The 18,733-nt window shown below is 58.7% G+C and carries 19 protein-coding genes and 2 pseudogenes; 7 read left to right on the top strand and 14 right to left on the bottom strand.

Going from position 1 to position 18,733, the window contains the following annotated elements; translation table 11 throughout:
- From FBZ99_RS30705 to FBZ99_RS30695, 3 genes are read left to right on the top strand one after another with little or no spacing between them, the layout of a single operon-like run.
- On the top strand, positions 1-1,554 hold the full coding sequence (locus tag FBZ99_RS30705) for an ABC transporter ATP-binding protein (RefSeq protein ID WP_145636641.1): 1,554 nt from the start codon (positions 1-3) through the stop codon (positions 1,552-1,554).
- Positions 1,551-2,219 carry a cysteine hydrolase family protein gene (locus FBZ99_RS30700; RefSeq protein ID WP_145322972.1) on the top strand — a complete coding sequence of 223 codons (669 nt, stop codon included), beginning with the start codon at positions 1,551-1,553 and terminating at the stop codon, positions 2,217-2,219. Before FBZ99_RS30705 ends, FBZ99_RS30700 begins: the two co-directional genes overlap by 4 nt.
- Positions 2,212-2,565, top strand: coding sequence for a cupin domain-containing protein (locus FBZ99_RS30695; RefSeq protein ID WP_145322970.1), 354 nt, complete (start codon positions 2,212-2,214; stop codon positions 2,563-2,565). The genes FBZ99_RS30700 and FBZ99_RS30695 overlap by 8 nt, the downstream gene beginning before the upstream one ends.
- Before the next feature lie 503 nt (positions 2,566-3,068).
- Here the strand turns inward: FBZ99_RS30695 and FBZ99_RS30690 are convergent.
- The 3 genes and pseudogenes from FBZ99_RS30690 to FBZ99_RS30680 form a co-directional block, all read right to left on the bottom strand.
- Positions 3,069-4,031, bottom strand: coding sequence for an ABC transporter substrate-binding protein (locus FBZ99_RS30690; protein ID WP_145636715.1), 963 nt, complete (start codon positions 4,029-4,031; stop codon positions 3,069-3,071).
- 83 nt (positions 4,032-4,114) lie between these two features.
- Positions 4,115-4,981, bottom strand: coding sequence for an ABC transporter permease (locus FBZ99_RS30685; protein WP_145636639.1), 867 nt, complete (start codon positions 4,979-4,981; stop codon positions 4,115-4,117).
- A gap of 13 nt (positions 4,982-4,994) precedes the next feature.
- Positions 4,995-5,315 (bottom strand): annotated as a pseudogene (locus FBZ99_RS30680) (ABC transporter ATP-binding protein); the annotation flags it as partial.
- 33 nt (positions 5,316-5,348) lie between these two features.
- Here FBZ99_RS30680 and FBZ99_RS30675 point away from each other — a divergent pair.
- The 3 genes and pseudogenes from FBZ99_RS30675 to FBZ99_RS33685 form a co-directional block, all read left to right on the top strand.
- Positions 5,349-6,134, top strand: a complete 786-nt coding sequence (locus tag FBZ99_RS30675) for an MFS transporter (protein ID WP_333783692.1) — start codon at positions 5,349-5,351, stop codon at positions 6,132-6,134.
- Positions 6,135-6,336: 202 nt separating this feature from the next.
- The gene (locus FBZ99_RS30670; RefSeq protein ID WP_145636637.1) at positions 6,337-6,933 is read left to right on the top strand and encodes a TetR/AcrR family transcriptional regulator; all 597 of its coding nucleotides are present in this window, start codon (positions 6,337-6,339) and stop codon (positions 6,931-6,933) included.
- A 100-nt stretch (positions 6,934-7,033) separates the two neighbouring features.
- Positions 7,034-7,179 (top strand): annotated as a pseudogene (locus FBZ99_RS33685) (alpha/beta fold hydrolase); the annotation flags it as partial.
- A 77-nt stretch (positions 7,180-7,256) separates the two neighbouring features.
- Here the strand turns inward: FBZ99_RS33685 and FBZ99_RS30660 are convergent.
- The 4 genes from FBZ99_RS30660 to FBZ99_RS30645 form a co-directional block, all read right to left on the bottom strand.
- Complete coding sequence (locus tag FBZ99_RS30660; RefSeq protein ID WP_113352146.1) at positions 7,257-7,652, bottom strand: DUF1236 domain-containing protein; 396 nt, start codon at positions 7,650-7,652, stop codon at positions 7,257-7,259.
- 423 nt (positions 7,653-8,075) lie between these two features.
- Entirely contained in the window at positions 8,076-8,456 is a 381-nt protein-coding gene (locus FBZ99_RS30655) for a response regulator (RefSeq protein ID WP_145636634.1), read from the bottom strand.
- A 21-nt stretch (positions 8,457-8,477) separates the two neighbouring features.
- Complete coding sequence (locus FBZ99_RS30650; RefSeq protein ID WP_113395635.1) at positions 8,478-9,512, bottom strand: sensor histidine kinase; 1,035 nt, start codon at positions 9,510-9,512, stop codon at positions 8,478-8,480.
- Positions 9,513-9,518: 6 nt separating this feature from the next.
- Entirely contained in the window at positions 9,519-10,958 is a 1,440-nt protein-coding gene (locus tag FBZ99_RS30645; protein ID WP_162748798.1) for an ATPase domain-containing protein, read from the bottom strand.
- Between the two features lie 393 nt (positions 10,959-11,351).
- On the opposite strand from FBZ99_RS30645, the gene FBZ99_RS30640 reads away from it, so the two are divergent.
- Complete coding sequence (locus FBZ99_RS30640) at positions 11,352-11,648, top strand: PRC-barrel domain-containing protein (RefSeq protein WP_113420254.1); 297 nt, start codon at positions 11,352-11,354, stop codon at positions 11,646-11,648.
- 177 nt (positions 11,649-11,825) lie between these two features.
- On the opposite strand, the gene FBZ99_RS30635 is transcribed toward FBZ99_RS30640, so the two are convergent.
- The 7 genes from FBZ99_RS30635 to FBZ99_RS30605 all read right to left on the bottom strand — a co-directional run bounded on the left by FBZ99_RS30635 (position 11,826) and on the right by FBZ99_RS30605 (position 18,613).
- The gene (locus tag FBZ99_RS30635) at positions 11,826-12,029 is read right to left on the bottom strand and encodes a hypothetical protein (RefSeq protein ID WP_113420328.1); all 204 of its coding nucleotides are present in this window, start codon (positions 12,027-12,029) and stop codon (positions 11,826-11,828) included.
- A gap of 564 nt (positions 12,030-12,593) precedes the next feature.
- Entirely contained in the window at positions 12,594-13,535 is a 942-nt protein-coding gene (locus FBZ99_RS30630; protein WP_113352151.1) for a LysR substrate-binding domain-containing protein, read from the bottom strand.
- A 72-nt stretch (positions 13,536-13,607) separates the two neighbouring features.
- Entirely contained in the window at positions 13,608-14,996 is a 1,389-nt protein-coding gene (gene argH, locus FBZ99_RS30625) for an argininosuccinate lyase (protein ID WP_145636632.1), read from the bottom strand.
- Between the two features lie 48 nt (positions 14,997-15,044).
- Complete coding sequence (locus tag FBZ99_RS30620; RefSeq protein ID WP_145636630.1) at positions 15,045-16,406, bottom strand: MmgE/PrpD family protein; 1,362 nt, start codon at positions 16,404-16,406, stop codon at positions 15,045-15,047.
- Entirely contained in the window at positions 16,396-17,295 is a 900-nt protein-coding gene (locus tag FBZ99_RS30615) for a polysaccharide deacetylase family protein (protein ID WP_145322947.1), read from the bottom strand. The genes FBZ99_RS30620 and FBZ99_RS30615 overlap by 11 nt, the downstream gene beginning before the upstream one ends.
- A complete protein-coding gene (locus tag FBZ99_RS30610; protein WP_233788532.1) occupies positions 17,292-18,164 on the bottom strand; it encodes a polysaccharide deacetylase family protein in 873 nt (290 codons plus the stop codon). Before FBZ99_RS30610 ends, FBZ99_RS30615 begins: the two co-directional genes overlap by 4 nt.
- Positions 18,165-18,292: 128 nt before the next feature.
- Positions 18,293-18,613: a transporter substrate-binding domain-containing protein gene (locus tag FBZ99_RS30605; RefSeq protein WP_281408417.1), complete on the bottom strand. Its 321-nt coding sequence runs from the start codon at positions 18,611-18,613 to the stop codon at positions 18,293-18,295.
- Positions 18,614-18,733: the final 120 nt, after the last annotated feature.

Raw genomic sequence — 18,733 nt, 5'->3', positions numbered from 1 at the left:
GTGAGCATAATTCGCGATACCCCTCTTCCCCAAGCCGGCAAGGCGGTCGGCATCGAGACGCACGACATGACCATGCGTTTCGGTAGCTTCACAGCACTGGACCAGGTATCCGTGAGTATTCCCGCAGGTAGCTTCCACGCGCTGCTCGGTGAAAACGGCGCGGGGAAATCGACGCTCGTCAAATGCATCATGGGTTTCTATCACCAGACCTCAGGTTCCCTGTCCGTGGACGGCCACGAGGTGGCGGTCGCCTCGCCCAAGGATGCCGCCACCTACGGCCTCGGCATGGTTTACCAGCATTTTACGCTGGTGCCGTCGCTGACAGGCGCGGAAAATCTCGTTGTCAGCCGTGCCAAGATACCCCCTATTATCAACTGGGCCAAAGAGCGTAAGGCGCTCGCCGCCTTCATGGAGCGGATGCCCTTCAGGATCCCGCTCGACCGGCAGGTCAGCGAGCTTGCCGCCGGCGAAAAGCAGAAGCTCGAAATCGTCAAGCAGCTTTATCTCGGCCGCAGCTTCCTCGTGCTTGACGAACCAACCTCCGTGCTGACGCCGGCGGAGGCAGATGAGATGCTCGGCCTGGTGAGGGGCATGACCGAACGCGGCGAGCTGACCGTTTTGATGATCAGCCACAAATTCCATGAGGTGACGAAATTCGCCGATGCGGTCTCGATCCTGCGGCGTGGCAAGCTTGTCGGTGGCGGCAAGGTCGGCGAACTCTCAACGGCGGACATGGCGGCGATGATGATCGGCGACATCAAGCTTGCCGAACTCGACACGCGCGTTCCTGTCACTGATACGGCCAAGCCGGTATTGCAGGTGGACCAGGTCAGGGCGCCCGACCGCTCCGGCCTGAAGACGATCGAGATCGACAAGCTGACGGTGCGTTCCGGCGAGATTGTCGGCATCGCTGGCATTTCCGGCAATGGCCAGAAAGAACTCACGGAAATTCTCGCCGGGCAGCGGCCAACCGAGACCGGGGCGATCAGCGTCAACGGCGAGATCTATGGTGCGACGCGGCCCGAGACACGAAAGAACAACGTCCGCTTCATTCCGGAAGAGCCGCTGCAGAATGCCTGTGCGCCGCGCATGACCGTCAGCGAGAATCTCGCTTTCCGCACCTTTGACCTGACGGAGACCGGCGCCGAGGCGATCTGGCTAAACAGAAGCCGGATGAAGAAGCGTGCAACATCGCTGATTGCCGACTTCAAGGTGAAGACGGCATCATCGGCCTCGCCGATTGCGGCGCTTTCCGGCGGCAATGTTCAGCGTGCCGTGCTGGCGCGGGAGCTGACGGGCGACGTCGATCTGTTGATCGTCTCCAATCCCTGCTTCGGCCTCGATTTTTCCGCCGTCGCCGAAATCCGTGCCCGTATCATGCGTGCCCGCAACGCCGGGGCGGCGGTACTGCTTTTGTCGGAGGATCTCGACGAACTTCTGGAAATGTCGGATCGCATCATGGTGATCTCCGAAGGCAGGCTCGTCTACGAAACACCGGCGCCGACCGCCGATATCTCGGTGATTGGCGCTCATATGGCGGGACATCACGGATGACCGACATCAGGGCTCAACCGTTTCCCTTCGCGCTGCGACGCGAGGCCGTGGCATTGATCGTCATCGACATGCAGCGCGATTTTGCCGAGCCCGGCGGCTTCGGCGCCAGTCTCGGCAACGATGTCAGCCGCATCACGAAGATCATCCCCGACGTGAAGCGGCTGATTGCGGGCTTCCGCTCAGCGGGCCTGCCCGTCATCCACACGATGGAGTGCCACAGACCTGACCTTTCCGACCTGCCACCCGCCAAGCGCGACCGCGGCAATCCCTCGCTCAGGATCGGCGATCTAGGACCGATGGGCCGCATCCTGATTGCCGGCGAGCCTGGCACGGCAATTCTTCCCGAACTCGCCCCCATCGACGGCGAGATCGTCATCGAAAAACCTGGCAAGGGCGCCTTTTACGCCACCGGACTCGGCGACATCCTGAAGCGTAAGGGTATCAAGCAGCTCGTCTTCGCCGGCGTCACCACGGAGGTCTGTGTCCAGACCACCATGCGTGAGGCCAACGACCGCGGCTATGAATGCCTGCTAGCCGAAGAAGCAACCGAAAGCTATTTCCCCGAATTCAAGTCTGCCGCGATCGCGATGATCCAGGCGCAGGGTGCCATCGTTGGCTGGACGGCGCATGTCGACGACATTCTGGAGACCATCAACAATGCCTGAAACGACACGCGAACTGCTGACGACGGGTGGCTGGAATGAACTGACTTTCGGTCCGTTTCGGGATGGCGTCACGATCCATTGGATTCAGCATTTCGAGGGCGACCAGCCAGGCGTCGCCCTACTGAAATACGAGGTCGGCGCGTTCGTGCCCCGCCACCGGCATGAGGGGCTGGAGACCATTCTGGTGCTCGAAGGCGTGCAATCGGATGAGGCCGGCGACTATGCCAAGGGCTCCTACGTTGTCAATGCCGCCGGGACGGAGCATTCGGTGTGGAGCGATACAGGCTGCGTCGTCCTGATCCAGTGGGATCGGCCCGTGACAATATTGGAAGAGAAAACGGCGTGACACACCTAAGATCTACCCGCCACTATCGAAGCTAGAGATTATTCACTTTCAATCCAGCCGCCTCGAATGGGTTTGTATCGCGAGTAGATCATCGGTTCCGCAGGTGCCTTCTCGCGACCTTTCCGCGGTGTTTCAACGTCTCGGTCGGAAAGCGCAGCGTCGCGGCCGATAGCCGCTGGTAAAGAGGCAAGCGTAAAGCGTTCAAGGGGACGAACAGCTGCCTCAATAACATCACGGATCCCGGTCTCGGTGCTTCGGCCATGACGAGCACGATGAGATGTCCGTTCTGGACCGCGTCGCTGGAAAGGATCCCAACCAAAGACCCTTTATCGCTCCGTTCTCGCGCCATTGATCTTATTGGCATTACGCGTGCATGCAGGAGTTAGCGGCCGATATCTTGAAGACTTCGCGCGGTATGTAGGTGTCAAGGCGTCGCTATCTTGCGTCGGAAAAGGTTACGAGGGTCATGACATCGGAATGTCTCAACCCTCGCTGGGAGACGCTTAGCTGCCCTTGCGATCCGCAAGCTGCGGAACGAACATATCACTCCACTTGGTAGGCATGGTCTTGATCAAGCCGGCACGGTGCATAAAATCGGCGAAATTCATGATCCCGTTTGGGGTCGTATCGAACTTCGCGTCCTTGTCCTCGATCATCTCCTGCGCATCCGCGGGCTCCACCTTAACCTTGGAGCTCTTGGCGAAGATTTCCGCTGCCCGCTTCTTGTCCTTGGCGATCAGTCCGTTGGCTTCATCGAGTGCATCGATGAAGGCCTGCGTCATCTTGGGGTTGGCATCGACGAACTTCTTCGGTGCGAAGGTGACGTCAAGAGTGATGTTGCCGAGATAATCGGTCGAACTCAGCACCCGGTGAACATTGGGCGATTTGGCTTCGACGTACTGGAACGGCGGGGACGTGAAATGGGCGTTGATTTCGGTTTTTCCGCTCACGAGCGCCGCCAAAGCTTCGGGATGAGGAAGGCTGACCGTGAGGGGGTCAAGTTTCGCGTAGTTCTCTTCGCCGAACTCCTTCGCGACAATCATCTGCAGCACGACGGCGGAAAGCGATGTTTTGATCCCGGGAAGTGCAATCTTGTCGCTGCTCTTGAAGTCTTTGAGCGACTTAATCTCGGGATTGTTCGTGTTGAGCCATAGCGAAGTGGAGCTCATGCCCGAGACGCCAACGACTTCAACGTTGGGGATTCCCTTTGCCTTGGACCACAGAGTCACGAAGCCCGGAGCACCCGTTCCGGCAAAATCCAAGGTACCGGCCATCATTGCGTCGTTGATGACGTTGCCGCCATCAAGCGACAGCCAGGAAACCTTGACGTCGCCAAGACCGGCTTCCCTGGCATGCTTCTCAAGAAGCTTCTGATCTTCCATGACGATCAAGGGCAGATAGAGAATGCCGAAGCCCTTGGAAATCCTGACTTCGTTGACCTCTGCATGCGCGGCGGTCGCAAGCATGCCAGCTGCAAAAAGACCTAAGAATGCCTGTTTCAGTTTCACGTATTCCTCCTCCTTGTGAACATGAACTCTTTGCTTGAAGGTTAGTGTTGCATGCCCCAGCGGCGAACCGTCTTGCGCTCGATGGCTGCAAAAATGATGTTTTCCACGAAAAGGCCGATCAGGATGACGGTGAACAAGCCAGCGAACACATTCGCCGTTTCAAGCTGATTGCGGTTTTCATAAATGAACCAGCCAAGCCCACCCGAGCCGGACGACACACCAAAAACCAGTTCTGCTGCGATCAAGGTGCGCCAGGCAAACGCCCAACCGACCTTCAAGCCCGTCAAAATGGCGGGAAAGGCCGCGGGAATAAGGATGAGTCTTACAAGACTGAGGCGCTTGAGGTGGTAGTTCTGACCAACCATCTTGAGTGTGGGAGAGACCGAGCGGAAGCCGGCATGGGTGTTGAGTGCGATTGCCCACAGAACCGAGTGAACCAGAACGAAGATGACACTGCCAGAACCAAGGCCGAACCAGATAAGTGCCAGTGGTAGAAGTGCAATCGCCGGAAGCGGATTGAACATCGAGGTCAATGTCTCGAGCAGGTCCGCACCCAGCCGTGATCCAATCGCAAGCGTGGTCAGCAGCGAGGCGAGAACGATACCGATCCCGTAACCGATGACCAGCGTCTTGAGCGATACGATCATACGATCGGGAATAACGCCATTGAGGATATTGGCAACAAAGGCTTCAACCGTCTGCCCGAATGTCGGGAAAAGCAGAGGGTTGGCTAGCCAACGGCCATAAATCTCCCATATGAGGGCCAGAACCAAGAGAATGGAGGCTTTCCGCAGAAAACCGACGCGATAGACGCGTTCGAACGCACTCACAGATTTTGCGACAATCGGAGCGTTGCCGGAATTCACGTCGTTTATGACTTCGGATCTGAAGGTAAAAAGATCGGTCATTTTGGTCACCCCGTCAGTGTGATGCGAACAGCATGTCGTTGATGCGGCTCTCGAGCTCCGCCTGTCTGGCAGTCCCGAGTTGATCCGGCGCGATGCTATTGAGCTCGGCCTTGACTTCGCCAGGATGGGGCGACAGCAACAGAATGCGTGTGCCGACGCGGATTGCTTCTTCAATCGAGTGCGTGACAAAAAGAACGGTGAATTTGGTATCGTCCCACAGACGCAGTAGCTCGTCCTGCATCTTGCGGCGCGTCAGCGCATCGAGAGCCGCGAAAGGCTCGTCCATGAGAAGGACATCGGGCTCCATGGCCATTCCGCGTGCAATTGCCACGCGTCGAACGCGGGAAACGTCTTCCTTCTGACCGGCATGCAGTACATATGGCAGATGGTATTCGTCTTCATCGGACTGCCTGGCATCGCTGTCGCCCTTTGGGCTGCAAGCCTCAAGGAACCCCGCAGGCATTCCGGAACCGTTCCAGCCGCTGTACCGGGCATGGTCGAGATCCGCGCCTATTTCTTGAATAATCGGGTGGAACTCGCGAGCCTTTATTTCTGCCTGGCCTTCGCAGCGACCCAAGCCTATAGCTACAGTGCATGGATCCCCACCATGTTGATCCGCACCTTTCATATGCCGCCAGTCGCCGTCGGCTTTAGCCTCGGACCGCTCTTGATCGCGTCAAGTGTATCGGGGTTGATCCTTGGCGCAGTACTCGGCGATAGCCTGGTTCGACGTGGTATTGCGGCCGCTCGCCCCATCCTTATGTGCGGCGCTGCCCTGGTTGCATCGCTGTTCACCGCGGCAGTACCTTTTGCTTCGACCCTCAACGTCGCGCTTGCCTTGATAGCTACCGCAACATTTCTTTCCACAATCATCGTTGCGAACGGTCCTGCCGCACTTCAGGACATCACACCATCACGCATGCGTGGCATCTCAAGCGCAGTCGGCGTCCTGATTGTGACACTCATCGGCATGGGCGTCGGCCCCACGTTGGTCGGCATCGTCAGTCAGGACATTATCGGCGATCCAAGCAAGATTGGCCTCGCGCTGAGCTTCGTATCGACAATCGCTCTTATCGTCTCGTCGGCATTGGCGTTGGTGGCCATCGTCAACTACAAGTTCGAGCCGGACAACACAGCGGCACGCGCGGTATGAAAATCGAGCCTATGGAGACAAAGCCACGTTTGAAGATCAGGATTGTCAGACTGCTCTCCCGGTTCGCGCCACGACAACTTTGCATGGCTATCAACAATCCTCAAAGGGACCGCCAGCCGCGTACCGAATGCTCGCTGTTCTTGCTCCATGGTCACACCGCATCTTATAGATTGACCTGAAAGATTCGTTGAAAGCGCGTTGCATGTCGGCCTATGAAGTCCTGGTTTCCAATATTACCCAGAGTTTTCTCGATCATGGCTATGAAGCCATGACGATGAGCAAACTGGCAAAATATTGCAATATCACGCGCCGAGGCCTCTATCATCACTTCAGCAGCAAGGAAGAAGCTTTCCAGGCAATGGTTCGCCAAAACAATGAGCGTACTCGGCAAGGCAGTCTTAGCGAAGGCAGCAGGCTGTTTTCGGCTGGCGCCGATGTCCTTGATATCGTCACAGCTGTGCTCGACGTTCGGTATGGCGATACGAGAAGAAAATTGGTGCTTTCACCTTTCGCGTTTGAAGTCAACGACTACGCGTTTCGCCTATGCCGCCCGGAGATGGTAAAAGCTGCAACAGTTTTCCAGGCCGATTTCGCCGCACTACTCGAGCAAATCATGGCAAACGGCCAACTGACTCTTCGGCCGACGATATCGGTCGAGACCTTGGTGCAGTTGCTCTGCGACGGCGCTCGTGGGACCAATCAGAGCTTTTTCGCACCGTCACCAGAGGAAATCACCGCACGCTACCGGCAGATGAGCCAAGCAATCCTGTTCGGCTGTGCCGAGCCGGCTGGGCTGTAACGGGCTCATGGAAATTCTCAGGGAATATGCTCCGAGCATGTTTGCTCTTGAGAGGAGCCGAACCAGCGCCTTTTACCGAGAATGAGCGGAGTTCCGCAACAAGGCCGTCCTCGTCTCCGCTGTCCCTCCCTGATGTTGAAGACGGAAGCCAATCCCTAAGGTCTCACAAATGAGGTGTTCGACGGCTTCCACTCGGCGCTCGATGCCAACCGGGCGCAATTCTTCCATAAGCTTCCCGTCGGTCCAGGGTCGCAAGCTTGAGTCCGCCTCGCACCACCTTCCGAATGCAATGAAAAGGGCCTCTCTCGGAGGCCCTTTCGGCATTATTCAAGGATGCGAACGACCTTGCGCGTCTTCGGTTGAACGATGACGCGTTTGTGGTTGACGACGGCGTACGCATAAGTCGGGTTATCCGGCACCGGCGTGACGACAACCGTCTCTGGAAGCGCGCGGCCCACAACGATCTGATCCTGCACGACGGCCTCGGATGGAGGCAGGGGCTGTTCCTGAACGTAGGTGACCACTTTCTCCGGCGGCGGATCGATCGCTGTACCGGCAATCGCACCGGCCACACCTCCCACGGCAGCCCCCACAGGGCCGCCGACAACCGCTCCCGTCACCGCGCCGCCCGCAGCGCCGGTTACCGTGGAAGATTGCGCGAACGCCGAACCGGCCAGAAGGCCAAGGGCAGCAACTGAAACTACAAGTCTCGTTTTCATGGCATTCTCCTTTCGATTTTCAGCTCCTATGAGCTGAAAGGAAAATTACTCAGTAAAGAGAATGTTCCTCTTCGGTTACCATCAAGAGCAATCACGAGTTAGCTGCTTGTGACAAGGTTCGTGATCAGTAACGGATTGCGAAACACCCGCCGGCTAAGCCCCCGAAAAGGCCTGTGAAAGTGCGCGTATGGGAAGAGTTCGTGGGTGGACACGGTCTGAAGCCTCGTGCCCGCGAACCATGCACCCCTCGGCGAACAGAGCCTTGCTTATGATCTTAGATGTGCCAAGGGAATACCAAGCAAAGCCGACAAGCCCGACGGTTGCTAGACACGGCGGATTTCAGCCGCCAGGGCATTGACGAGCCCGCTTTCGAACCGACCGAAGACCGCTCCTCTGTCGACGAGCGATCGTCAGCGTCTTGGGTCATGGTTGCGGTTTGGTGTGCCGAAACAGCTCCAGCCTTTCCGCGAGTTCGATCTCGGCCACCGGTTTCCCAATAATTGCAAGCGCCGCTTGGGAATATTCCGCCGCGATCGCCTCCTGGCCTGTGACGAAGATACTTGGAATCCCCTGCTGGGAAAGCCAGATAGCCGCATTAGGGCCAGTGCGTCCATCTGCGAGATCGATATCCACTAGCACTCCGTCTATACTGCCAAGATCCTGTCTTTTGACGAGGTCGGTGAAGCTCATGGCGGACCCCGCAAAGATATGCCCCAAATCCTCAATCATGGCCTCAAGCTGAAAGATGATTAGCGAGTTGTCTTCAAGACAGAATATGCGCAGTGGATATGCCGAAGATGACATGGCTAAAAGGCCTCCTGGAGGTCAAAGGTCCTTCGGTGACACGCGTGCAAGGGGACCGACTTGAGTACAGCGTAGCCCCTGTGGATGAAATAGGATGGTGGGCGGCGTGCCAAAGAGGTTGTATAACGCCGAGCGGATGTAGCGTGTTCCATATCCACTCCTTTTGGGTTCCGATACTGGCGGACCTCCTCTCTCAAGCCATTCGAGATCCAGGTTCCCATCTTGTGAGACGGACCATTTCAGACTGATCCGGCCCTCTGGTTTTAAGAGGGCACCGTATTTAAGCGCATTTGTCGCGAGCTCATGGAAGCACAAGGCCAACGTCGTCGCGGCTTCGGCATTCAGCAAAATTTCCGGTCCCGCGAAACTAATGCGATCGGCGCCTTTCGCCCGATATGGGCTGAAGGTCAATTCGGCGATGTGAGAGAACTCGGCTGCATCGCCATTCGCCTGGAATACCGCGGAATGTACGTTGGCAAGAGCGGCAAGCCGACCGGCGAAATCGTCGGCGAACTCATCCAGCGAAACCGCACGCCGACGCGTCATCTGGAAGATTGAGGAAATGCTGGAAAGAATGTTCTTTACCCGATGGTTGAGCTCACGCCGAAGCTCGCGCTCGCGCTCGATGTGATCCCGAACGTCTCGTTGGCGCAGGCGGGCCAAAAGGCTCGATTGAACGCCACTCAGCAATTCGAGCGCCGTTACGGGACGCTGATAGTAGAGCTGCCGCGAGCGGGGCCAAACGGTTGACAGCTCAGCCTGAACGCGGGTCGCAGGAACCATCCGATCCAATAGGATAAGGATAGGCATCTCGGACCATTCTGGCTGCTCGACAAGGTGGCGACCGATCGCCTTCTGCACCTCCGGATCGAGTGCTTCCTGGGTCGCAACCACGACACCGGGCGTTTGTGCCAACAGCGCCCTCAATTGTTCCAAGCCCTCCGCTCGCCGCGCAATGACGTCCTCCTGAGCTAAGAGTATCTCCAAATGTTCGGCGTCGCGCCGATAAGGCGCGATTACCAATACCCAGTCGAGATGGCTGTCATTCGCGGCCACGGGCGATTAGGTCTCCGGAATGGGGTTATAAGGGATCACCGCGACACCGGAGCTTTGAATGAACAATTCCCGTACGTCGAGATCGTGTGGACCGTGCCGTTTCTTCACGACGGTAATGCTCCGTCGCAGCCTACCCTCATGCTCGGTAATTCGCAGCAAAAGCACCGTGTCGCCCAGAAAGCTTACATCGACATCAATAGCGACCCCTTGTCCGAGCAGACCATGCTGCGCCACTATAAGGATGGTAAGCACGCCAGCTCGCGCCAGAAATTTCAGGAGCGATTGGATGTCTCGGACCGCCTTTTCGCGATGCGGCAATGAATTCAGATATCCCGTGAAGCTATCGATGACGACGACTTTTACCCTTTCACTGCTCACCGCTTGCTGCACGATCTGACCGAACTCACCTGGCGATATCTCATTCGGGTTGAAATCCCGGATGATCAACTGACCATCTTCGTGGAATTGACGCAGATCCATTCCCAATCCCTCCGAACGCCGGAAGAAAGTCTCTATTCGTTCCTCAAACAGGAACAGGCCTACGCTCTCGCCTCGTTTGAGGGCCGCAGTTGCATAAAGCGAGGCCATGGTTGATTTACCAGTACCCGCCTGACCGATGACGAGCGTGGTTGTTCCCGCTTCCTGCCCACCGCCGAACATGTCATCGAGGGTATCCACACCTGACTTGATCAACTGAGGCTCGATCGCTCTCGCCACGGCGCCCGGTATGATCCGCGGGAACACGACCACGCCCTCGCCTTCTCGGATCGCCATGTCGTGATAGCCGTCCGCGACAGGCACGCCGCGCATCTTACTGACCTCGATGCGGCGGCGAACCGCGCCATATTCCTCAAGCGATTTGTCGAGACGAATGACGCCGTGAGCGATGCCATCGACCTCTTCGCCTGTTCGATCGGTCTCTGGTGTTTGGGTATCAAGCAGCAGAGCCACGATGTCGCGTTTGGCAAGAAACGCCTTGAAGGCGATCAACTCACGACGAAAGCGGGGTGAATCGCCGGTGATCAACCGAATTTCCAGCAGTGAGTCATAGACCAATCGGCTCGGTTTGTGTTCCTCAATCGCGGTTTCGATCATCTTCCGTGTCTCGTCGAGACGGAGTTCGGCCGTCTGAAAAATGGACTGGTCGGTCGCTCCCTTGATCGAATCGGAGGCCGCGAGCTCTTCCACCCGGATGCCCTCAAGCGTCCAGCCGTGGGACAGGGCGATCGCTTCCAGCTCCGCCCTCGTCTGAGACAGGCTGACATAAATGCAGCGCTCTCCGTTCGCGGCACCGGCGCGGAGGAATTGTAAAGCTGCGGTCGTCTTGCCCGACCCCGGCGCACCTTGAACGATATAGAGATTTGATGCGGGCAAACCGCCACGGAGAATTTCGTCCAGCCCGGGAATGCCGGAACTGACCACTGCCGGCTTCTTGCTCTCAACCACGTTCACCTCTCGCGTACACCAAATTGACGACGTACAACGCCCGATCACGAGATCGAGTTCCTGGATCGCGGAACAACTATGAGCAAACCACCCGCGTTTCGAAGTGTGGTTAAACGCAAATCAGTGTTTTTGAAGAGGCCAGACGCCCTGCTTTCTTTTTGAGGTGCGTGGAGGCCGCCACCTAAACGGTTTTGGCGCGCATGAAGGGCAGGCATTGCTTGCCAGAAGTCTCAATCCGGGAACAAAGCGATTACACGGTCGTTGGTCTTCATGTTGATCGAGGAGACGATGTCGCGGTTTGTGACGTCAGCTCCCAGCACACGGATAAACACGAACGCAACACCATCACGTCGCTGGTCAATAGGCGTTCGGAAGCAAAAGGAGGAAACGCTCATGGATCATAGCAACCACATACGACTGACCGAAGAAGAACTCACACAAGCTAATCTGGAAGGCGCATCCATTTATGGCGCCGATGATCATAAGATCGGTACGGTTGACCACGTGCATGGAGCCGGCAGCAGCAGCAGCGTCGTAATTGATGTCGGCGGCTTCCTTGGCATCGGTGCGAAGCCGGTATCCGTTCGAGTGACCGATCTCGATTTCATGCGTGACGAAAGCGGCGATGTCCATGGCGTGACATCTTGGACAAAGGACCAGCTGAAGGCAATGCCGGAGCATCGCGATTAAACGCTGGAGGGAGCTTCCGCATGCGGAGCCTCCCTTTCGAACCTACATCTTGGACACAGTCGCCGTCGCCGCACCCAGCGGAATTCAGATGGCGCCCGATTATATCAGGTCTCTTTTTTCATCACACGGCCACGTGATTTAAACGCCGACCGCGAGGGCCGCGCCCGAGCGCGCGCCTCAATCTCCGTTTTCCTCCGCCCGGAGCTGATCGATGGCATCCAACGCCTCGTCTGCCGACCATCCCGCACGTAGAGCCGCGGCGACGAGGCGGACGTCCACTTCTTGCTCCAGCTTGAGAAAAGAAACTTCAAGCGCTTCCTTTGCCGTGAGGACGTGATCGTCGGGTGAGATAACGTCAGGAATTCTTGCGGCCTTTGGCACGGCGTTCTCCGTCAAATCGAGGGACAGTTTTCAACAGTTTCAATTCCGCGCGGGGCGGAATTGTTCCGTTTCCGCGTTTGTCCGTGGGTTAAAGATGTCTGGCTTGAACAAACTACTCAGAAGCTCCCAAAATGTTCCACTCGATAGACAACTCGCCGGGGAATATGAGGTCGGCGATTGACGAAGTCCCTGGGCGGACGGCGAAATGGCCAACGGCGACCATGCGCTAAGCTGGCGAGGAAATAGAGGAACACACCTCTTTCAATGGTCATCAGGAACTTTCCGCATGGTGCCTCGTTCTGGCACTGGAAGGGCTCCCCGCCTTCCTTTCGGTTCTCCTGACCGACGCCGATAGCTGCTCGCTCGCGGCTATCGGCATTCCCTCAATACAAGGATGCGGCATCACAGATACCCTGAAGACCAATGATCCCCAGTTCGCCTGCGCTCCTCGGCCCTCCCCTGCCCTTGTCTTCGGAGAACTAGCGGCCGATGCGTTTTTTTGGATGGCACGGCCGGGCATGAACCAGGCTTTGAGGTCGCTCCATCGCGCGCGGGAAACGGAACTTACGATGACGTCCCGGCTCGATCTCCGCCAAAGCCGTCCGAGCTCGCGCTGCAGGCGTGCCTCAGCCAATCCGAAAAGGCGCGCACTTTCTGGCGCGCTTCGGCGCGGGCCGGCCAGAGTGCGTAGTAGCCGTAGCCGCTGTCGATAATCCGCTCGAATGGAGCGACCAGCTCGCCGCTTTGGAGATCCTGGCGCGAAAAGGCAAGATCGCCCATCGTCACGCCATAGCCGCTCGCAGCAGCGGTCATCGCGAAATCCTGCGTGTCGAAGACTTGATGACGGGCCGCCTGGAACGAATAGACGCCTTCGGCCTGCAGCCAAAGGGTCCAGTCGCTATGGCGCGGATTGGAATGCAGCAGAACGCAGTTCTGCAGGTTTTTGACCGCGGGCGGATCGCCCAGTTTCGATAGAAACTGTGGCGAGCACATCGGCGTCAACTGCTCCCGCAATAGCGGCAGCACGTCCATTCCGGGCCAGTTACCATTGCCGTAGGTGATCAGCATGTCGATATCGCCGACCGAAAATGTCGGCCTCAGGAACCAGGCGGTATCGATATTGATGTTCAGGTCCTCGTGATGCCTGTGGAGATCCGGCAGGCGCGGCAGGAACCATTTGCGCGCGAAGGTCGGCGGCATGCGGATGGTCAGCGAGCGCACTGTCGTTCGCGTCGCCTCGAACGAGGTCTTCAGCGACGCCAGCAATCCGTCGACGATCGGAATCAGCGCCATGCCGCGCTCCGTCAGCGCCACCTTGCGGGTGTGGCGTTCGAACAGGCTGCAGCCGAAATAATGCTCGAGCTGCTGCACCTGCCGGCTGATCGCGCTCTGACTGAGGTTGAGCTCCGCCGCCGCCGCTGTGAAACTGCCCGTTTCCGCGACAACGGAAAAGGTCTGCAGGGTCTGCAGCGGCGGCAACCTGTTGTGATCGAACCTTGGCTCCATTCCCTACCCGGCTTCTTTGCTGTCTCGAACGGCAAGCATTAAAGCATGTGGATGGAATGGCAACCGATCCGCTCAGGCGATCGCCCGACGCACGGTCTCGATGGCTTGCCGGACCCTTCGCGGCGCCGTGCCGCCCCTGTGATCGCGGCTAGCAACCGATCCCTCGACCGTCAGCACCTCGAAGACATCCTCGCGAATACCAGGCGCAAAGGCCTGCATCTCGGCAAGGGAAAGCTCCGAGAGCGTCGGAAGGGCCTTGTCGCGGGCCGCACCGACGATCGCGGCGACCGCATGGTGCGCATCGCGGAACGGAACGCCGGCGCGGACGAGGTAATCGGCAAGGTCGGTTGCGGTCGAATAGCCTTGAGTAGCGGCCGCGAGCATCCTTGCGTGCTTGACCGTGATGGTCGGGATCATTTGCGCCGTGACGCTGACGGCGGCGCGGACGGTCTCAAGCGTATCGGTCAGCGGCGGCTTCGATTCCTGCTGGTCCTTGTTGAAGGCAAGCGGCTGGCTTTTCATGAGCGCGGCCGAAAAGGCGAGATTGCCCATGACGCGGGCGGCCTTGCCGCGCACCAGCTCGGCCAGATCCGGATTGCGCTTCTGGGGCATGATCGAGGAACCGGTGCAGAACTGATCGCCGACCTCGATGAAACCGAACATCGGCGTGCACCAGAGAATGACTTCCTCGCTGAAACGCGACAGGTGCCCCATGATGATCGAGCCGGCGCTGCAGACATCGACGACATAATCGCGATCGGAAACGGCGTCGAGCGAGTTGGCGAAGGAGGTAGAAAAGCCAAGCTTGGAGGCGCTGTATTCAGGATCAATCGGATAACCGGTGCCCGCAAGCGCCGCCGCGCCAAGCGGCGAAATGTTGAGCCGTTCGCGTGCCGCGCCAACCCGGTCGAGATCGCGCAGGAACATTTCGACATAGGCCATCAGGTGATGGCCGAAGGTGACGGGCTGCGCCACCTGCAAATGCGTGAAGCCGGGCATGATCGCATCGGCATGTTTCTCAGCGAGATCGACAAAGGCGCCGATCAGCGTCTTGAGATCGCCGCCGAGAAGATCCAGTTGCTCGCGGGTATAGAGACGAATGTCGGTCGCCACCTGGTCGTTGCGCGATCTTGCCGTGTGCAGCTTCTTGCCCGCATCGCCGATAAGCGCGATCAGCCGATCCTCGACATTGGTGTGGACGTCTTCGAGTTCGGTCTTCCATTCGAAGGCACCTGAACGCATCTCTTCGGCCACCTTGTCGAGACCGGCCTGAATCTGCGCGTTGTCCTCCGCGGTCAGAATGCCCGCGCGCGCAAGCATCTCGGCGTGGACCTTCGATCCGGCGACGTCGTGCAAGGCGATGCGCTTGTCTTGATCAAGGCACTCATGAAAGCTCTCGAAATCCCTGGAGACGGCCTCCTTGAACAGCGGCGACCATGTGACTTCTTTCTGATTCCTCATCGCGGTCTTCCCTTTTGAACGAATGCCGCCCTCCTCCGGGCGCACTCCCTATTGAAGCAGCGCCAGCAGGCTGCTGGCGTCGGTCTGATTTTCGAGATCGAGAACGAAGTCGCTGAGGGCGTCGACCCTTGATGCCGGCAGCACCATGGCGGCAAGCGCGGCATATTTGCCGATCAGTCGCTCATCACTCAGCGGGTTCTGCGGGCCTCCAAGAGGAAATTCGACGACGAGCTGATGCCGTTCGCCGGATGTCGTGACGATGGTGATCGCCGGCTCGTCCTCGTCCTTCATGGAGGGATCAATTCGCACCGTGATGCGATCCATCAACAGGCCGATCTCCACGGCCGACCACGCGGCCTCCTCAAGCTCGGCCAGAAAGACCTTGCCGTAGCGCAGCCGGGCCGCCAGGGCATAGGGCAAGCTCATCTGGGCCTGTGCGCGCGACTCGATGATCTTGCCGCCGCACATGCCATACTGGAAGCCGCTGATATCGACCTCGATGGCGGCGATATCGTCGGGCTTGAGACCATGACGTTGTAGCATGATATCAAGCGCATCGATGCCCGCATGCGTGCCACGGCAGGTGGCATGCGGCTTGATCGAGCATCGGTTCAGGCGCCAGTTGTGTCCGAAGTCGCGGATCAGCGCGTGCGGATCGCCCTTGCCGGCGCCGAAAGTCGCAAAAAAGCTGCCCCAGCGCTCCACCTCGAAGACGCTATCAGGCCCCTCGAATCCCTGCCGTGCGAGATAGGCGGCCATAAGCCCGCCTTCGGCGGCGCGGCCGGCATGAAGCTTCTTGGTCGAGCTGCCATTGCGGATGAAGGCCCAGGTTCCACCAGCAAAGGAGCAAGCGGAGCCGAGAGCGGAGGCCATTGCATTGACATCGAGGTTCACGATGCTGCCGACGGCAGCGGCAGCGCCGAATGAACCGCAAGTGCCTGTCGAATGCCAGCCAAGACCGTTGTGCTCTTCATATCCGCCGACCGCCTCCAGCACGCGACGGCCGACTTCATAGCCGAGCAGGACGCTGCGCAGCAGCACGCTGCCGCTCACTGGCTGGCTTCGATCGCCAAGCGCGGCGACCACAGCTGGAAGGACGACGGCGCCGGAATGATCGCAACCGCCGCTGTCATCAAGCTCGTAGGCATGGGCCGATACGCCGTTGACGAAGGCGGCTGTCCTTGCGTCCGACGCGATCGGTCGTCCCCAGATCGCGGCATGACCGGTCTGGGCCTTGATATCAAGCATCGCCACGACCGCATTGGTTTCGCGAGAGGCCGAGCCGGCGATGGCCGCTCCCAGCGTATCGAGAATATGGAGCTTCGCCTTGTGAATGGTCTCGGGCGGAAAAGCTTCATAGCTCGTCGAGCACACAAGCTCCGCCAGTGCCTGTGTCAGATTATCGCTCACGGGGCCGTTCCTCATCGACATAGGCTTCGTAGACATTGATCGGGTGATCGCCCGGTGCGGCAAGGCCCTTATTGGCATGCCAGCGCGCGACATCCGCCGCCGTCGCCAGCCACACGTCACCGAAGCTTGTGATATGGGCGAGCAAGGCTTCGACGAGCGCGATCCGGCCCGGCGTGCCGGTCCATTCCGGGCGAAGCTGGATGACATAGCAAAGGCCGTATTTGCGATAGGCATCGAACTCGGCGATCCAGTTGCCAAGAACCGCCTCATAAGACGGAATGCGGCTTTGCCCTTTTGGAAAGGCCGGGGTGAAATTGAACTGGAAATAGGGCCGATCTTCCAGCTCGATGTGAACCGGGATCTCCACCAGCGACGAGGAATGGCTGTAGGGCACATCGTCTCCGTTCAGCGATGCCGACCAGGTATATCCCGCCTCAACCAGTAGCCGGTCGAAGTGATGCGGCCAGTTGCCGGCAGGCAACCGGAAGCCGGAAACCTCATTCGATGCGATCCCGCTCAACCTGTCACGGCTGCGCTTGAGTAGGTCCGCGGCGGCAGGCGCATCCATCGCGTCATAGCGCTCGAAATCCCAGCCGTGGCTCTCGATCTGATGGTGTGGCGCCACGATATCGCGCAGCAACCGTTCGTGTTTCTCCGCAACGATGCCGGGCACGAACCAGCTGGTGGATATGCCAGCATCGGCAAAGACGTTGCAGAGACGCTCGACGCCGCGCGCGGCGCCATATTGCCAGACCGAAAAGCTCTTGCTGCGCCCTTTGAGATCCGGCGCCTGCACGACGGCATCGAGCCCATCGTCGAAGATCACCGAGACGATCGCCGCGCATGTCTTGCCCCGTGGCCAGAAACCTTCAAATGCCGTGCTGCTCATGCGGCCTTCTCCGGATGTTGTGCGATCCACCACTTCGCGATTTCCGCGCAGTGTGTCGCCCAGACGCTGTCGCCATGGCTGGTGATCGCCTTGAACAGACCCTCGAGGATCGCAAGCCGACCAGGTTTGGCGCAGACTTTCGGATGCAGGATCGTCGTCCAGCAGAGCCCTTCGCGGTGATAGCCTTCGAATTCGGCGCACCAGTTCCTTTGAACATCGGCGTAACCGAAGATGCGGTCGAGGCCGATGGGAAAATCAGGCTCTTCGCTGTAGGCGAGCGCGGTATAATCATCGATATCCCAGCGGCCCGGAATCTCGACCAGCCCACGACCGAGCGATGCCGTGTGAAAATAAGGCCTGTCGTCGCCGCGCATAGAGCTCGAATAGATGACGCCGAACTCGTGCAGCAATTGCGCGGTCTCGTCACTCCAGTCGCCGGAGGGCGTGCGGAAGCCGACCGGCGTCACACCCATGCGGCTTTGAAAGATGTCGCGGGAGCGCCCCATGATGTCGAGCTGCTGCTGCCGGCTGCAGTCGATGAAAACCTCGTGATAGTGGCCGTGATAAGCGATCTCATGCGCATCCCGAAGGATCCGTTCGCATTGCGACGGCCAATGTTCGACCACCCAGGTCGGCACGAAGAAGGTCGCTTTGAGCCCATGAGCCGCGAGCAGATCGAGAAGCCGCGGCAATGCCCGCCACGGACCATAGGCGCCTTGCGTGAAATAGCGGGGATTGGAGAGCAGCGAGCCGTCAAGCATCGCATCGCCCGTCGGGCCATCGACATCGAAGGCAAGCGCCACAGCCGATTGCCGGCCTGCCGGCCACAGGCTTGGTCTTGCCGATTTGATTGCACTCTTCGCAGTCATGGGACTCTGCATGCGCTTCAAGGTGTTTGGGACGCAGCCATCCATCCGCGGGCGCTGAGACACCCCGGCCGATGACTGCCTACGATGGAAAGGGAAGCGCCGCTCTTATCGCGGCGCTTCTTCAAGCTTTACTTGACGCCGTTGATCACGGCTTTCGGAACGGCATTGTGGATGAGGCCCCACTTCTTGAGGATCTCGTCATAGGTGCCGTCCTTGATCAGCCCATCGAGAGCACCGGCAACCGCATCGCGAAGCGCGGTGTGGTCCTTCTTGAAACCAATGCCAAATGTGTCGTTGCTGAGCAGCGGCTCGCCGACGAGCGTGTAGGTGTTCGGCTCGATACGCATCTGGTAGGCGATCGTTTCGATGCCCTGCACGACCGCGTCATAACGGCCCTGCTTCATGCCGAGACGGGCGGCGTTCGAATCCGCTGTTCCCTCGAACTTGATGGCGGGCTTGCCCTTGCCTTCGCAATTCAGAGTTGGCTCGGGAAATTTGAACAGCGGGGATAAGTGGAATTTCTGCCTGGCTTCGGCTTAAATGCCGGGAACAGGAGATACCATGACGAG

This window comes from Rhizobium sp. ERR 1071 (assembly GCF_007828675.1).
Classification (GTDB): domain Bacteria; phylum Pseudomonadota; class Alphaproteobacteria; order Rhizobiales; family Rhizobiaceae; genus Rhizobium; species Rhizobium dioscoreae.
The sequence above is the reverse complement of the archived record's forward strand: the minus strand, read 5'-3'. Positions and strand labels throughout refer to the sequence as shown.

Coding starts and splice junctions, on each gene's coding strand:
- FBZ99_RS30700 (WP_145322972.1), top strand. CDS start 1,551: ATGACCGACATCAGGGCTCAACCGTTTCCCTTCGCGCTGCGACGCGAG.
- FBZ99_RS30695 (WP_145322970.1), top strand. CDS start 2,212: ATGCCTGAAACGACACGCGAACTGCTGACGACGGGTGGCTGGAATGAA.
- FBZ99_RS30690 (WP_145636715.1), bottom strand. CDS start 4,031: ATGCTTGCGACCGCCGCGCATGCAGAGGTCAACGAAGTCAGGATTTCC.
- FBZ99_RS30685 (WP_145636639.1), bottom strand. CDS start 4,981: ATGACCGATCTTTTTACCTTCAGATCCGAAGTCATAAACGACGTGAAT.
- FBZ99_RS30675 (WP_333783692.1), top strand. CDS start 5,349: ATGCAGTACATATGGCAGATGGTATTCGTCTTCATCGGACTGCCTGGC.
- FBZ99_RS30670 (WP_145636637.1), top strand. CDS start 6,337: ATGTCGGCCTATGAAGTCCTGGTTTCCAATATTACCCAGAGTTTTCTC.
- FBZ99_RS30660 (WP_113352146.1), bottom strand. CDS start 7,652: ATGAAAACGAGACTTGTAGTTTCAGTTGCTGCCCTTGGCCTTCTGGCC.
- FBZ99_RS30655 (WP_145636634.1), bottom strand. CDS start 8,456: ATGTCATCTTCGGCATATCCACTGCGCATATTCTGTCTTGAAGACAAC.
- FBZ99_RS30640 (WP_113420254.1), top strand. CDS start 11,352: ATGGATCATAGCAACCACATACGACTGACCGAAGAAGAACTCACACAA.
- FBZ99_RS30630 (WP_113352151.1), bottom strand. CDS start 13,535: ATGGAGCCAAGGTTCGATCACAACAGGTTGCCGCCGCTGCAGACCCTG.
- argH (WP_145636632.1), bottom strand. CDS start 14,996: ATGAGGAATCAGAAAGAAGTCACATGGTCGCCGCTGTTCAAGGAGGCC.
- FBZ99_RS30615 (WP_145322947.1), bottom strand. CDS start 17,295: ATGAGCAGCACGGCATTTGAAGGTTTCTGGCCACGGGGCAAGACATGC.
- FBZ99_RS30610 (WP_233788532.1), bottom strand. CDS start 18,164: ATGACTGCGAAGAGTGCAATCAAATCGGCAAGACCAAGCCTGTGGCCG.